Consider the following 16294-nt stretch of genomic DNA (forward strand, 5'->3'; position numbering starts at 1 on the left):
AACTTAAACATAGATTAAACATTAACTTAATCTACCTTTAACATTGATGAATTAAAATTAAATTAAAGAGAGAAAATAATATTAAATATATAATCGTGTGGAGGTAGTTTAAATGAAAAAAAAATTACTAGGAATTGTAACAGCAATGTTAATATCATCATTAACTTTAGTAGGATGTGGGTCATCAAATAATTCTGATAGTACAAGTGGAAGTGGAAAAGATGTATCAATAAAAATATCCGGCTCTACATCAATATCACCTTTAATGGAAAAAGAAGCAGAAACTTATAAAAGCAAAAATGAGGGAGTTAACATAGAAATACAAGCAGTAGGATCATCATCAGGAATACAAAATGCAATAAATGGAATAACAGAGATAGGGATGTCTTCTCGTGATTTGAAATCAGAAGAAAAAAGTGCAAATCTTAAAGAACAAACAATTGCTTATGATGGAATTGCAGTTATAACAAATAAAAACAATAAAGTAAAGGAACTTACATCAGCTCAAATAAAAGATATATATACAGGAAAAATAAAAAATTGGAAAGAAGTCGGTGGGGAAGATAAAACTATAGTAGTTGTATCAAGAGAAGATGGTTCAGGAACTAGAGATGCATTCCAAGAAATCTTAGGATTTAAATCAGAAGAATTAATTCAAGATGCAACAATAGCAGATGGAAGTGGAAATATTAAAACAACAGTTCAAAATAATGATAATGCAATTGGATATGTTTCTTTTGAACAATTAGATGATTTAATTACAGTACAAAAAGTTGATGGTGCGGAGGCTACACCTGAGAAAGTAAAATCAAAAGAATATAAATTATCAAGACCATTTTTACTTGTTTATAATGAGGGGAAAATATCAGAACAAGGAAAAAAATTCATAGATTTTATACTAAGTGAAGAAGGTCAAAACATAGTAGATAAAAATGGATCAATAAAAGTAGATTAAGGTATATACAATAATTTTAAATAGATCTCCCTTAAAGTAGATAAGAGAAGAAGTAAAACATCTTCTCTTATTTTTGTGTTAATTATTCTTAACATAAAGTGAACAATAGTTTAACTTGGACTAAATATAAGCTTAACAGTAAATTTATATAATAGAGATATGAAGTAAGGGATATACTAAATAAGACTTATATTAAAAGAGGTGAAAAATTTGAATTTAAAAATAGAGAATAATAGTAACAAAAGAAAATATTTTATAGAGAGTTTGACACAAAAAATATTTTTTACATGTGCATTAGTTGCAGTTATAAGTTTACTTTTAATAATAGGATTTATATTTTATAAGGGTCTACAGCCATTTATATCTAAAGGATATTCATTTAAGGATTTTATTTTAGGGACAGTATGGGTTCCAAGTAGCAATAAATATGGAATATTCCCTATGATTTTAGCATCAATATATGGAACGATAGGAGCTTTAATAATAGGTGCACCAATAGGCATTTTTACAGCTTTATTTATATCAGAAATAGCATCAAAAAAAATAGGAGCTATTATATCAACAGCAGTTCAACTTTTAGCTGGAATTCCATCAGTACTTTATGGAATATTTGGATTAGCAGTTTTAGTACCAGGCATACAAAAGTTATTTAATCTACCAAAAGGCCAAACATTGTTGGCTGTGATAATAGTTTTAGCAGTAATGATGTTACCAACTATAGTGACTGTTGCAGAAACATCAATAAGAGCAGTTCCTAAAAGTTATAAAGAAGCTTCTTTAGCATTAGGTGCATCAAAAATTGAAACTATATTTAAAATTGTACTACCATCAGCAAAATCAGGAATCCTAGCAGCCATAGCATTGGGTGTTGGAAGAGCTATTGGAGAAACAATGGCAGTAATTTTAGTAGCAGGAAATAGTGTAATGATTCCTAAAGCATTAACAGATAGTGTAAGACCACTAACTACTAATATAGCATTGGAAATGGGATATGCATTTGGAGTACATCAAGAAATGTTGTTTGCTACAGGAATAGTATTATTTATATTTATTATGATTATAAATCTTATAATTTTAAAATTATCTTCAAAGGTAGGTAAATAAGTATGAGAAAAGTGAAGGGAATATTGCTAAATGCTTTATTGTGGGTTTCTGCAGCCATAACATTACTAATTTTAGTTATAATACTTGGATTTATTTTAATAAAAGGTATGAAAGTTATAAGTTTTGACTTCTTATTTGGAGGTTACTCAGCAACTGGAACAAGTGGAATATTACCAATGACAATTACGACATTATACACAGTTCTATTAGCATTGATTATAGGAACACCTATAGGAATTTTAGCTGCAATTTATTTGCAAGAATATGCAAAACAAGGTTCAATAGTTAAATTTATAAGATTTTCTACTGAAATATTAGCAGGAATTCCATCAATTATATATGGATTATTTGGCTCTATATTCTTTGTAATTATGTTAAAAATGGGATATTCAATTTTGGCGGCTAGTTTAACACTTGCCATTATGATATTACCAGTAATAATTAGAACAACAGAAGAAGCATTAAAAACAGTGCCAGAAAGTTATAAAGAAGCATCTTTAGCATTGGGTGGAACTAGGTTTCAGACACTTTATAAAGTTATAATTCCAAGTGCAATGCCAGGAATATTATCAGGTGTAATATTGTCAATCGGTAGAATAATAGGAGAGTCAGCAGCAATACTTTTAACAGCAGGAACAGCAGTTGCACTTCCTAAAAGTGTTATGAATAGTGCTAGAACATTAACTGTTCATGCATACTTAGTAACTAAAGAACAAGGAAACATAGAATTAGCAGCAGGAATAGGTATAGTTCTAATAGTTATAATATTGATATTAAATTTACTTTCAAGATTTATAGGAAGAAAATTTACTAAGGGAAATTACTAGGAGAAGGTGATGAAATGGAAAATAAAAAAATTTCAGTAAAAAATTTAAATTTATTTTATGGTGAAAAGCAAGCATTGTTTAATATAGATATGGATATTAAAGAAAATGAAGTAACTGCATTAATAGGACCTTCTGGATGTGGTAAATCAACATTTCTAAGAACTTTAAATAGAATGAATGATTTAATAGATGGAGTTAAGATAACAGGTGAAATTTTTATTGATGACAATGATATAAATAAAGATGATGATGTAATAAAACTAAGAACTAAAGTTGGAATGGTATTTCAAAAACCTAATCCATTTCCAATGAGTATATATGATAATGTTGCATATGGACCTAAAATACATGGTTTAAAGGATAGAAAAAAGTTAGATAAAATAGTAGAAGAAAGTTTAAAAGCTGCAGCACTTTGGGATGAAGTAAAGGATAGATTAAAATCTCCAGCAGCAGGAATGTCTGGAGGACAACAACAAAGACTATGTATTGCAAGAACAATAGCTATGAAACCAGAAGTAATACTTATGGATGAACCAACATCAGCATTAGACCCAATATCAACAATGAAGATTGAAGAATTAATACTATCATTAAAGGAAAATTATACTATAGTAATAGTAACTCATAATATGCAACAAGCAGCTCGTATATCAGATAAAACTGCATTCTTTCTAAATGGAAAAGTAGTTGAATTTGATAAAACAGACATTATATTTTCTAACCCACAAGACATGAGAACAGAAGATTATATAACAGGAAGATTCGGCTAAAAGTAAAGTTTAAAGGGAGGATAAATTTATGAATGCTAGTTTAAGAAAAAATTTTGAAAATGAATTAAAAGAATTGGAAGAAAAGCTAGATTTAATGTGTGATAAAACTATAAATATGTATAGTAATGTTATAAAATCATTAGAAAATAATGATAAAGAATTAGCATTAGATACAATAAAAAAAGATCATGAAATAAATGAATTAAATGACGAAATAAACAATGAAGCAGTAATAATAATAGCAAAACAGGGTCCTGTGGCAATAGATTTAAGAACTATTATTACTATTATAAAAATTTCTACAGAAGTAGAAAGAATTGCAGATTACACTAAAAATATTTCTAATTATGTTTTAGCATTTAGTGAAAATCAAACTGAAGAACTTAAAATTTTAAATAAATCATTTATAAAAGCAATTGAAATATTAAAAAGCATGCTAGCTAAAATTATGAATGCATACAAAAATGATAGTTTAGAGGAAGCTAAGGTTGTTGCTAATTTAGATGATGAAATAGATGATATATATAGAAGAAATTTAGAGCTATTTATAGGATATATACAAAAAACAGAGGATAAGGAAAAAATAAATAAATATCTTCAAGGAATACTGGTTAATAAGCACTTAGAAAGAGCTGGAGACCATATAACAAACATAGTAGAAGAAGTAATGTATTATATTAAAGGGAAAAGATATAGATTATAGAAGTGTTACAATTAAATGTATATTTTATGAAAAGGTGAGGTTGAATTATTTTATAAGTTTAATCTTGCTTTTATTTTGTGGTAAATAATTAACAATATGTAAATAATTACAAAAGAATATTGAAAAAGTAAAATATTGGATTAAAATTATAATAAATATTACAATTAACTTTGGGGGGCTAAGTTATGAAGTTATTGGATAAAATAAAAAAGCTTATAATTTTACTTGGTATTAATATAGCTCTTATATTAGTCATAGCACTGATAAAAAGCAGATTTACAGATATTATGTTTATTAAAACTTGCATGCTATATTTAGCAACTGTAAACTTTTTATTAGGATTAGTAATAAAATCATCAGGTCAAAAGAGGATTGTAAGTGATAGAATGACTAGAAAATATTTTAATATAGGTTCTAGAAAATATGAAGAAGATAAACTGAATGAGGAAGCAAAATATTTTTATAAAAATGACTCTATTACATCATATTTTATTGGTTCTGGAGCAATTTTAATTATTTTAGCAATTATTTAAATTGATTTAAAATTAGTTTTATATTGACAGAATATTTTATTTAACATATGATAATAATAAATAATAAATGAAATGCTGTGAAAAGAAGAGTAATAGTGAAGGAGTATCTAAAAGAGAGCTAGGTTAGGTGAAAGCTAGTGGTATAAATCATTATGAAGATGGTCTTGGAGCATATTTTCTGAGCTATGTATTAGTTAGGAAGATACGGGAGCAACCGATATATTGCAAGGTGATAAATACTTTAAAAGTTGAGTCACTTATTAAGGTACTTGTTGTGAAACAAGTATAAATTAGAGTGGTAACACGTATAATACGTCTCTATACAAAGTAAACTTTGTATAGAGACTTTTTTATTTAAAGAATTTACTTAATAAAAAGTGTAATAATTAAAATAACATTAAAGTTTGGAGGAAGTAAAAATGACAAAAAAACCATTTTATATAACAACACCTATATACTATCCATCTGCGAAACTTCATATAGGAAATACATATACTACAGTTGCAGCAGATGCAATAGCAAGATTTAAAAGATTAACAGGACATGATGTAATGTTCTTAACAGGAACAGATGAACATGGTCAAAAGCTTCAAAGAATAGCAGAAGAAAAGGGTATACAACCAATAGAATACATAGATGAAGTTGTTGCAGGAATAAAGGAACTTTGGAGTTTAATGGATATTAAATACGATAAATTCATAAGAACAACTGAAGATTATCATAAAAGTGCAGTGCAAAAAATATTTAAAAAATTATATGATCAAGGTGATATATACAAAAGTTCATATGAAGGATTATATTGTACTCCATGTGAATCATTCTGGACAGAAACTCAATTAGTTGATGGAAAATGTCCTGATTGTGGAAGACCAGTTGAGAAAGCTAAAGAAGAAGCATATTTCTTTAAAATGTCTAACTATGCAGACAGATTAATAGAATATATTGAAAAACACCCTGATTTTATTCAACCAGAATCAAGAAAAAATGAAATGCTTAATAACTTCTTAAGACCAGGTCTTCAGGACCTATGTATATCAAGAACATCATTTACATGGGGAATTCCTGTAGAGTTTGATCCAGGTCATGTTATATATGTTTGGATAGACGCACTTTCAAATTATATAACTGCACTAGGATATAACAGTGATAACACAGAGCTTTTAGAAAAATATTGGCCAGCAGATGTACATTTAATTGGAAAAGATATATTAAGATTCCACACAATTTATTGGCCTATAATGTTAATGGCATTAGATTTACCACTTCCTAAACAAGTATTTGGACATGGATGGCTACTTGTTGATGGTGGTAAAATGTCTAAATCAAAAGGAAATGTTGTAGATCCAGTAGTTCTAGTTAATCACTTTGGTGTTGATGCAGTAAGATATTACTTATTACATGAAATACCATTTGGTTCAGATGGATTATTTAATAATGAAATATTTATAAAGAAAACAAATTCAGACCTTGCAAATGATCTTGGAAATTTACTTTCAAGAACAGTTACAATGATAGAAAAATATTTTGATGGAGTTATACCAGCACCACAAGTTAAAGAAGCTATAGATGATGAATTAATAAGTTTAGCACTTAAAACACCTAAACTTGTAGAGGAAGCTATAGATAAGTTTAATGCACCAGCAGCATTAGATAATATATGGACATTAATAAGAAGAACAAATAAATATATAGATGAAACAACACCTTGGGTACTTGGAAAAGAGGAAGATAAGAAGCCAAGACTTGCTACAGTTTTATATAACTTAGCAGAATCTTTAAGAATAGTATCTGTTTTAGTTTCAGCATTCTTGCCAACTACAAGTGAAAAAATAAATGCACAATTAAATGATAAAAATATAACTTGGGAAAGTTTAAGCGAGTTCAATGGAACTGAACCAGGAACTAAAGTGTGCAAAGGTGATGTTATATTCCCAAGAATAGATGTTGAAGCAAAGATAGCTGAGCTTGAAAAAATAGCAGAAGAAGCTAAAAAAGCAGCAAATCCAGTTAAAATGGAACCTATTAAAGAAGAAATAACAATTGATGACTTTGACAAGGTTGATTTAAGAGTTGTTAAAGTATTAGAATGCGAACCAATAAAAAAAGCTAAAAAACTTTTAAAACTAAAAGTAGATTTAGGTGGAGAAATTCGTCAGGTTGTTTCTGGAATAGCAATGCATTATAAACCAGAAGAATTAGTTGGAAAAAATGTTGTTTTAGTTGCCAATTTAAAACCTGTAACATTAAGAGGAGAACTTTCTCAAGGTATGATTTTATGTGCAGCTAATGATGATGATAGCAAATTATATACTGTAAATCCAGGTGAATTACCAAGTGGAAGTATAGTTAAATAGATTAAACTTATTTAAGTAAGATAAATTCTATGTGAGTTTATCTTACTTTTTTCATTTATTAGAATTTATATTATAGTTTTAGGAATACTAAATTTTAAAGAGAAATTTTTTATTAAAATATATTTAGAAGGAGATTTAGTTTATGAAAAGTTTGAAGGGAAGTAAAACAGAAACAAATTTAATGAGAGCTTTTGCTGGGGAATCTCAAGCAAGGAATAGATATACTTTTTATGCAGATGTAGCAAAACAGGAAAAATACGAGTACATAGAACATATTTTTACTGAAACAGCTCAAAATGAAAAAGCTCATGCTAAAGTCTTTTTTGATTTGTTAAATAATGGATTAGGTGAAGATGCACAAGTTGATGTTGATGGAAAATATCCAGTAGCTATAGGAAAAACTATGGATAACTTAAAATATGCAGCAGCAGGAGAACATGATGAGTGGACTCATGCTTACCCAGAATTTGAAAGAATAGCTACAGAGGAAGGTTACCCAGAGGTAGCGGCAGCATTTAAAAAAATAATTGAGGTTGAGAAAAAACATGATGAAAGATATACAAACCTATACGATTTAATGAAATCAGGAAAATTATATAAAAGAGATGAAAAAGAGGTTTGGAGATGTAGAAATTGTGGATATATTTATGAGGGAGAAGAAGCACCAAAAGTATGCCCACTTTGTCATTATCCACAAGGATATTATGAAAAATATTATGGAATTGAACAATAATATTATAAATAAAAAATACAATATCTATAATTATAGATATTGTATTTTTCTATTTTTAAAATAAACAGGTTTTAAATTCAATGCATTACAAAAATCTGATGCAATGTCAAAGTTACTTCCAATAGAATCAATGTTATGACTATCAGAACCAATTGTAACAAAAGTTCCACCAACTTCTTTATATAATTTATAAATGTTTTTTAGGTTTGGTAAACAACTTTTATTATTAAATCTTCGAGTATTTACTTCTATAGCTATATCATTTTCAATACAGAAATTAAATATTTCTTTTAAATAATCATAATACTCATTAACATATATTTCTTTATCATCATAAGGATTATATCTGCAAATATAATCAATATGAGCTAACGTGTTTATATAGTTATGTGTATGTACAGATTTTAGTATATCCTTAAAGTAATCAGTGAAGACCTCATCTTTAGTTTTATTATTATATAAAGAACCTTCATATATATCTAAGCCGTTTACAGAGTGTTGGGAGCCTATTATCATATCAAAGTCATAGTTATTGTAAATTTCAGCATTCTTTTTTTCATAATTGAAGTCCATGCCTAATTCTATGCCTAATAAAAAATTATTGCTTATGTATTTAGAATAAGATTTAAAGTAATCATCAATATCAAATCTAAATTTAGTTTTATCATAATAATTTAAATCTATATGATCAGTAATTATTAATCCTATATTTAAATCTTTTGATTTTCTTATAGCATCATTAATACCCATTTGAGAATCAGTAGAAAATGTTGTATGAATATGTGTATCAAACATAATTTAACCACCTTTATAAAAATATTTATATAAATAATATACCATAATTTTTTATTATTTATTAAATTGTAAATGGAAAATGTTTATTTATTTTAGATTGGAAAATAAATAAACAAATACAGTGCATGAATAAAAATGCAATATTAAATTATAAAACATTCAAAAAATGAATAAATTTTAATTTGCATGAATAAAAAAATAAGGTTACGTAAGGTTATGTAACTTAAATATAGAGTTTTGAGGATGAAAAAGTAAAAAAATATATATTCAAAAAAAGAAAAAATGGTAATAAAAATATTAAAAAATAGAAAATTGATTATTTTCTGATAATAATATATACTTAAAATGCAAGTTCGGAAATGGCTATATAGTAACCTTTTCAGCTTAATTAATTTGATAAATATACAATTTTTTATTTTAAAGGGGGTTTTTTTATGGAGAAAGTTAATAACGAACTACAATTAAAAGATAAAGTTAAAGATTTTATAATAATGACTATAGGAATGTTTATGGTTGCTGGTGGAATGTATTTTTTCTTTATGCCCAATAAATTAGCAATTGGGGGTGCTAATGGACTTGGAATTGTTATAAATAAGTTTTTTCCTATGCTTTCAGTAGGAACGCTTATGATTATTATTAATGTAGTTTTATTTATACTTGCATTTATAATTGTAGGAAATGGATTTGGAGCAAAAACTATTTATGTTAGTTTAGGAATATCAGGAATAATATCTTTACTTGAAAGATTTTTGCCAATGTCACATCCATTTACTGATGAAGTATTTTTAGAAATGATAGTAGGAATATTAATTTCAGGAGCTGGAATGGGAGTTGTGTTTAATCATAATGCATCTACTGGGGGAACTGATATATTAGCTAAAATTTTAAATAAGTTTTTTCATATAGATTTAGGAAAAGGCGTATTAATGTGTGACTTGAGTGTAACTATAATGGCCGGATTTGCATTTGAAACTAAACTTGCTTTATTTGCTATGGTTGGTGTTATAATGAATGGTTTTGTTATAGATGCTATAATAGATGGAATAAATATGTGTAAGGAAGTTACTATAATAAGTGATAAATATGATGAAATAAAAGAATACATTTTAAAGGATTTAGCTAAGGGAACAACTATTTACAATGCCAAAGGTGGATTTTCTAATGAGGAAAAAAATGTATTAGTAGTTGTTGTAAGTAGAAGAGACTTTGCTAAATTGCGAAAACGTATATATGAAGTTGACAAAAATGCATTCATAACTGTTAATAATATTTGTGAAATCTTTGGGGAAGGATTTAATGCATTGTTAAATTAGAAAAAGAGACTGAACTTAGTTCAGTCTCTTTAAATTTTATATAAGATGCATAAGTGAAAGTACACTAACAAAACCACCTATTATTAAGGAGTTAAGAATGTCAACAAAGAATGCACCAACAACAGGAAGTACAAAGAATGCTTTTGGAGAAGCTCCAAATTTTGTTGTTATAGCGTCCATGTTAGCCATTCCGTTAGGGGTAGCACCCATTCCGAATCCGCAATGTCCTGAAGATATAACAGCAGCATCATAATCTTTTCCCATTAATCTAAATGTAATAAAGTAAGAGAAGAATGCCATTAACACAGCTTGTACAAATAATAAAATTAATAATGGTCCTGCAGTTTCTTTTAGTTGCCATAACTGAAGGTTAACTAATGCCATGGATAAAAATACGTTTAATCCAATGTTTCCAAGAATATCAGTACAAGTAGTATTTATTTTAAATGTTTTTGTTTTCTCACCAAAGTTTATAACTATTGCTGCAACTACCATAGGATATATGTATTGTGGCAATGTTGCACCTAATTTGCTAAAGTAATATTCTAAAACTGTTCCAATTCCCATGCAAATAAATATAATTGAAAGGGTATCGAATAAAGATTTAAAATTTACAGCTTCTTCTTTTACAGTAGTAGATGCTACATATTCATAAGCCTCTGGTGTTAAGTTATTTTTCTTAATTAGTCTTTTACCAATCGGTCCGCCTAGTAAACTACCACAAACTAAACCAAAAGTTGCAGCAGCCATAGCTGTTGCACTAGCACCAGTTAGACCGTAAGCATTTTCGAAAGTAGCTCCCCAAGTAGCACCAGTAGCGTGACCACCTGTCATTGTAACTGAGCCAGAGATAATACCAAGTAATGGATTAGCACCTATAGCTTTAGCAACAAGTACTCCAAAGATATCTTGAAAAACTACAAGTGAAATAGCAGCAATTGAGAAAAAGAATACACCTTTTCCACCTTGTTTAATCATTTTAAAGCTGGCCCCTAATCCTATAGTTGTGAAGAACACAAGCATAAATGGACTTTGTAAAGTTACATCAAGAGTTAACTCTACTGTGCCAGTTAGCCTCAAAATTAAATTAACAATTGCAAAGATAAGACCGCCAATTACTGGAGCTGGTATACAGAATTTATCTAAAACAGATATCTTCTTTTTTAAGTATGAGCCCAAATAAAATACGGCTATTGATAGTGCCAAGGTTTGAATCATATTAAGTTCTAATTTCATAAAAATTCCCCCTAAATGTAAAATAGTTTGCATATTACTACTAAATTGTACAACAAAATATAAAATTCAGTCAAATCCAAATAATTTTAAAATAAAAAATTTATTGTTATTTTAATTTATGGTAATAAAATAGAATTTAAATAAAAATTTTGTGGATAATAAAATTATAATAAAATAATTCAAAAATATTTTCTAGATTAAAATTATTTTTAAGTAAATATAAAACTTATATTTAAAAATAAAATGTATTAAAATTTTTATTAATAAATAAATGGAAAATATTTTACTTATTGTAGTAAAATATCATTAGCAAGTATAATAAATAAGAAAAATATACATATTTATAGGGAGATAAGCCGAAAATTTAATTAAAAAAGCTTATATACTTGTATTTTAAATTTTGGAGGTTTTAGAAATGAAATATTTAATTGGTATCATTATAGGTGCTATTATAGGATATTTAACCAACTGGTTAGCAATAAAAATGTTATTTAGACCATATAATGAAGTTAAATTTTTAGGTGTTAAAATTCCATTTACACCTGGTTTAATACCAAAGGAAAAGAAGAGAATAGCAAAAAGTGTAGGAAGTGCTGTTGGAGAACATTTATTAGACACAAATACTATAATGGAATCCTTATGTAATGAGAGTGTAAACAATTCTATTAAAAATTACACATTTGATAAAATTGAAAAATTAATGACTTCAAATAAAAAAGTGAAAGATGTATTAGAAAATACATTTGGCAATGAATATGAAAATTTTATAAATAATATTAAAGAAAAATCAACAAATTTAGTAGTGAAAAATGTATTCTCAGAGGAATTCAAATGCAATTTTTCTAACATGGTTTATAGAAATTGTAAAGAATCATGTAATCTGAAAACTAGTGCAATTGCAAATTCAGATTTATATAGTAATATAAAAGATAGCTTGAAGACTTATGGAAAAGATTATTTAAAAAGTGATGATATTAAATTAAAAATAAAAGGCTTTATAACAAATAAAATAGAGTCAGTTGCAAGTAGTGATAAAAAACTATTTGAAGTAGTTCCGGATAATGTTACAAAGGCTATAAAGACATATGTATGTCAAAATAAATATGAAATATCAGAGTATTTAAATTCTGTGTTAAAAAGTGAAAAAGCAGAGATAAAGATAAAAGAAATAACAAATGAGACTATAGCTGGATTAAGTCCTATGATTGCAATGTTTATTAAGGGAGATCTTATATATAATAAAATAGTGTCAAAGGCTGATGAATTATTAACTAAGGAAGAGAATGTTGATGAAATAGTTGTTTTAGTCAATGAAGCAATAGACAATTTTATGAATAGAAATGTTAAAGAAATTTTAGAAAACATAGCATTAGATACAAGAGAAGAATGTATTGAAAGTTTAGTGAATTTAATAGTATTACAAGTATCACCAAATGAAATTGAAAATCTAATGGAAAGTACTTTAGAAGGAGAGTTACTAAAATCTAAGGATTTATTTGAATTATTTAATAAATTTAATATAGATTATGAAAGTCTATTAATGAGTGTAATCAATAAAGTGGTAAATAAAGTTTCAGAAAGTGAAAAAACAACACAAGTTATAAATGAAGTTATAAATGATACCATAGAAAAAATAATAGATAAGGAAGTAGCATCTTTATTAGTTAATACTACTGATAATAGAATAGAAAAAATATCAAATTTAGTAATAGAATTTTATAATAAGTTTATGAAGAATAATGGAAAAGAAATTATTGACAAATTTAAAGTTGATAAAATAATTGAAGATAAAATCAATAGTTTTGATGTTCAATTTGCAGAAAAACTGATACTTGAAATAGCGAGTAAAGAATTAAGGGCAATAACATGGCTTGGGGCATTATTGGGTGGTTTAATGGGGATATTGTCACCAATTTTGGGATCACTTTAATATAAAAGTATAAATTTAAAATTTATTTGTTTTTAGCAGTAAAATAACAAATAAATGTAGCAGTTAAATTATAAATTAATAATAGATTACAAACTAAAGGATTATATTGGAAATTGATATAGTTGGAGGGGAATTTTATGATATTTGATTCACATGCACATTATGATGATGAGAGTTTTAATGAAGATAGAGAAGTTATTTTGAAAAATATACAAGAAAATGGAGTTATAGGGGTACTGAATTGTGGTGCAGATTTAGATGGAGTAAAAGATTCAATAAATCTTGCAAATAAATATGATTTCATATATGCTGCAATTGGTATACATCCATCAGATTGTGAAATTGTAAACAAAGAGCTTATGGATGAATTCAAAAAATATTATAATGAGAATAATAAAATAAAAGCAATAGGTGAAATTGGATTAGATTATTATTGGGATGAAAATCCTAGTAAAGAAATTCAAAAAGAGGCTTTTAGAATGCAAATGAATTTAGCGAGAGAACTTAAGTTGCCAGTAATAATACATGATAGAGATGCACACAAAGATACATTAGAAATAATGAAAGAATTTAAAGACGTAACAGGGGTTGTGCATTGTTTTTCAGGAAGTGTAGAATTTGCTAAAGAGTGTGTAAAAATGGGATATTATATAGGTATTGGTGGAGTTCTAACATTTAAAAATGCAAAAGTTATAAAAGAGGTTGTTAAGGAAATAGAAATGGATAGAATTTTATTGGAGACGGATTGTCCTTATATGGCACCCACTCCATATAGAGGTAAAAGAAATCAATCGGATTATATAAATTTTGTTGTAGAAAAAATTATGGAAATTAAAGGAATATCAAAAGAGGATGTAGAACATATAACGTTACAAAACACTAAAAAATTGTTTGATATATAGGAATAGAAGTTTAAATTTTAAGTTATTCATATTTTAATTGAGAACTTTAATTCTAAGTTTCAATTTATATTCTTAAATTGACAATGGACAGTTATTTAAATATTAAATGAGAATAATGTTAACCATCATTGTTAATTGCTAACTGTTAATTGGTTCCAGACATTATACTAGAATAAACTATAAGATTAATAGCTTTCTTTTTGAGAAAGCTATTATTTAAAATTTCAGTTTGGAACCCTATATAGAGAAAGAAGATGATAAAGTTTTAATAATACCAAAAGTAAGAATATTACTTTAATTTTGTGAATGCAATGATTAGTGTTTTTAATAAAAAATAGTTTAGATTTTAAAAAAAAGCATACTTAAAAATAAGTTGGAAGTATAAACAATTTAGCTCAAAATAATGCATAAATAATTCCTTAAACGGGCATTTAAAAATAAATTTGGAAGCGTTTCCAATTGAAAAACAAAGTTTAAATTTTAAAAATTTTAAAACAATTGTAGTTTTGGTGGAATATTTTATGCAAAACCTAAATATATTTAATGTAACATCATCAAAAAAAAATTAAAAAGAGGTCTTCTACGGATCTACCCTTGAGGATTGATTTGTCTAGATTTACAAGAAGTTAGCATATAGATTTTTCTACAAGCAACGTGTATATTTACAGAATCAATTCAATACGGAGTTACCTTAAATTTGACACTTGGACAAATCTTAGGTATAATTTCGAGGTACTCTTGTCTAAGGGAGGTATTTTTATGAGTAGTAAGAAAATAGCAAGATTAAAACAAAGTTTTAAATCTTGGAAAAAAGCTCTAGCAGTAGCTACGACAGTAGTAGTACTAGGAGTGGGCATTACTATAGTAAATATGAGAAAAACCATAGCGGTAGTTATTGATGGCCAGGAAGTACAAATAACAACATTATCAAATGATTTAAATAAAATATTAGATAAGAATGAAATAAAAGTAGAATCATTTGACAAGGTATCTGTAGCATTAGACAGTGAAGTTAAAGATGGAGACAAAATATATATAAAAAAAGCTGTAGATGTTGAAGTGAATGTTGATGGTAAGGTATTAAAGTTTAAATCAGCAGAAGATAATATAGATAATTTATTAGCTTCAAAGGATATAAAATTAGATGATTTAGACAAAGTATCACCAGGAAAATCTGAACTTCTACAAAGTGGAATGAAAATTGATATAACAAGAGTAGATAAAGAAGTTAAGAATGAGGTAAAGTCATTAGAATATGCAATTGAAAAAAGAGAGAATAATGACTTACCAGAAGGAACTGAGAAAACAGTTCAAGAAGGCCAATCAGGAGAAAAAGTTATCACAACAGAGGTTGTGTATGAAGACGGAAAAGAAGTTTCACGAAAAGTTGTTGGAGAATCTGTAAAAAAACAACCAATAAAGAAGATTATTGATGTTGGAACACTAGGTGTTTTAAGAACTTCACGTGGTGCAGATGATTACTATACAGAGATGATGGTTATGGAATCAACTGCATATACATCTGATAGGGGAAACGACAATGGAATAACAGCATCAGGTTCAGCTTGTGTACGTGATGAAGGTGGTTACAGTACAATTGCTGTTGATCCAAGAGTTATACCATTAGGAACTAAAGTATATATAGAAGGTTATGGTTATGCCATAGCACAAGATACTGGTGGAGCTATTAAGGGAAATATAATTGATGTATATTTTAACTCATATGGTGAAACTATGAATTGGGGTAGACGAAACGTTAAGGTTTATATTTTAAAATAGGAGCATTGCTCCTATTTTTTCTTTGTAAGAAATAATAATTTAACATATGCAGAGTATAATGTTGAATAACATTTAAATAAAGGTTAAAACTTAAATATAAGATAGTCAGTAATAGTTGACATTTTACACATAAATGGAGGAAAATTAAAAGGATTATAACAAGGCATATTCAAAAAAGTAATAAGCCGATTTAACAAATAAATTTGTGTAGTGTTATGTAATACAAATTCAAAATCAAGTTATTTTTGTTTTAAATAATAATTTTAATTGAAAATGGAAATCTATAGTATTACAAAATCTATTATGTTAAATTGACTAATTATTTTTATTCATATACCTAGAATAAATTTAGAGAAGTTT

The 16294-nt window shown here is 27.0% G+C and carries 14 protein-coding genes and 1 other annotated feature; of the genes, 12 read left to right on the forward strand and 2 right to left on the reverse strand.

The features are described 5' to 3' along the window. Positions 1-112: 112 nt before the first annotated feature. The 8 genes from AC07E4_RS00315 (at position 113) to rbr (ending at position 7979) form a co-directional block, all read left to right on the forward strand. Positions 113-955, forward strand: coding sequence for a phosphate ABC transporter substrate-binding protein (locus AC07E4_RS00315; RefSeq protein ID WP_034438349.1), 843 nt, complete (start codon positions 113-115; stop codon positions 953-955). A gap of 210 nt (positions 956-1165) precedes the next feature. Beyond that, a complete protein-coding gene (pstC, locus tag AC07E4_RS00320) occupies positions 1166-2059 on the forward strand; it encodes a phosphate ABC transporter permease subunit PstC (protein ID WP_203226286.1) in 894 nt (297 codons plus the stop codon). A gap of 2 nt (positions 2060-2061) precedes the next feature. After that, a complete protein-coding gene (pstA, locus tag AC07E4_RS00325; protein ID WP_034438346.1) occupies positions 2062-2886 on the forward strand; it encodes a phosphate ABC transporter permease PstA in 825 nt (274 codons plus the stop codon). Between the two features lie 14 nt (positions 2887-2900). Next, entirely contained in the window at positions 2901-3656 is a 756-nt protein-coding gene (gene pstB, locus AC07E4_RS00330) for a phosphate ABC transporter ATP-binding protein PstB (protein WP_034438345.1), read from the forward strand. Positions 3657-3684: 28 nt separating this feature from the next. Further along, entirely contained in the window at positions 3685-4359 is a 675-nt protein-coding gene (phoU, locus tag AC07E4_RS00335; protein ID WP_430830547.1) for a phosphate signaling complex protein PhoU, read from the forward strand. Positions 4360-4544: 185 nt separating this feature from the next. After that, on the forward strand, positions 4545-4892 hold the full coding sequence (locus tag AC07E4_RS00340) for a hypothetical protein (RefSeq protein ID WP_034438340.1): 348 nt from the start codon (positions 4545-4547) through the stop codon (positions 4890-4892). A 68-nt stretch (positions 4893-4960) separates the two neighbouring features. Next, positions 4961-5215 (forward strand) — a binding site (T-box leader). Between the two features lie 96 nt (positions 5216-5311). Then, positions 5312-7246 carry a methionine--tRNA ligase gene (gene metG / locus AC07E4_RS00345; RefSeq protein WP_034438337.1) on the forward strand — a complete coding sequence of 645 codons (1935 nt, stop codon included), beginning with the start codon at positions 5312-5314 and terminating at the stop codon, positions 7244-7246. 142 nt (positions 7247-7388) lie between these two features. Continuing rightward, entirely contained in the window at positions 7389-7979 is a 591-nt protein-coding gene (rbr, locus tag AC07E4_RS00350) for a rubrerythrin (RefSeq protein ID WP_034438336.1), read from the forward strand. 30 nt (positions 7980-8009) lie between these two features. Here the strand turns inward: rbr and AC07E4_RS00355 are convergent, their stop codons facing one another. Further along, a complete protein-coding gene (locus AC07E4_RS00355) occupies positions 8010-8777 on the reverse strand; it encodes a histidinol phosphate phosphatase (protein WP_051539826.1) in 768 nt (255 codons plus the stop codon). 431 nt (positions 8778-9208) lie between these two features. Here AC07E4_RS00355 and AC07E4_RS00360 point away from each other — a divergent pair, with 431 nt between their 5' ends. Next, the gene (locus AC07E4_RS00360) at positions 9209-10087 is read left to right on the forward strand and encodes a YitT family protein (protein ID WP_034438331.1); all 879 of its coding nucleotides are present in this window, start codon (positions 9209-9211) and stop codon (positions 10085-10087) included. 36 nt (positions 10088-10123) lie between these two features. Here the strand turns inward: AC07E4_RS00360 and gltS are convergent, their stop codons facing one another. Then, positions 10124-11323, reverse strand: coding sequence for a sodium/glutamate symporter (gltS, locus tag AC07E4_RS00365; RefSeq protein WP_034438329.1), 1200 nt, complete (start codon positions 11321-11323; stop codon positions 10124-10126). 415 nt (positions 11324-11738) lie between these two features. Between gltS and AC07E4_RS00370 the strand changes: the two genes are divergently transcribed. The 3 genes from AC07E4_RS00370 to AC07E4_RS00380 all read left to right on the forward strand — a co-directional run bounded on the left by AC07E4_RS00370 (position 11739) and on the right by AC07E4_RS00380 (position 15934). Further along, a complete protein-coding gene (locus AC07E4_RS00370; protein WP_478215467.1) occupies positions 11739-13253 on the forward strand; it encodes a DUF445 family protein in 1515 nt (504 codons plus the stop codon). 137 nt (positions 13254-13390) lie between these two features. Next, positions 13391-14155 carry a TatD family hydrolase gene (locus tag AC07E4_RS00375; protein ID WP_478215468.1) on the forward strand — a complete coding sequence of 255 codons (765 nt, stop codon included), beginning with the start codon at positions 13391-13393 and terminating at the stop codon, positions 14153-14155. A 759-nt stretch (positions 14156-14914) separates the two neighbouring features. Beyond that, positions 14915-15934: a 3D domain-containing protein gene (locus tag AC07E4_RS00380; RefSeq protein ID WP_430830551.1), complete on the forward strand. Its 1020-nt coding sequence runs from the start codon at positions 14915-14917 to the stop codon at positions 15932-15934. Positions 15935-16294: the final 360 nt, after the last annotated feature.

This window comes from Clostridium amazonense, from assembly GCF_056431285.1.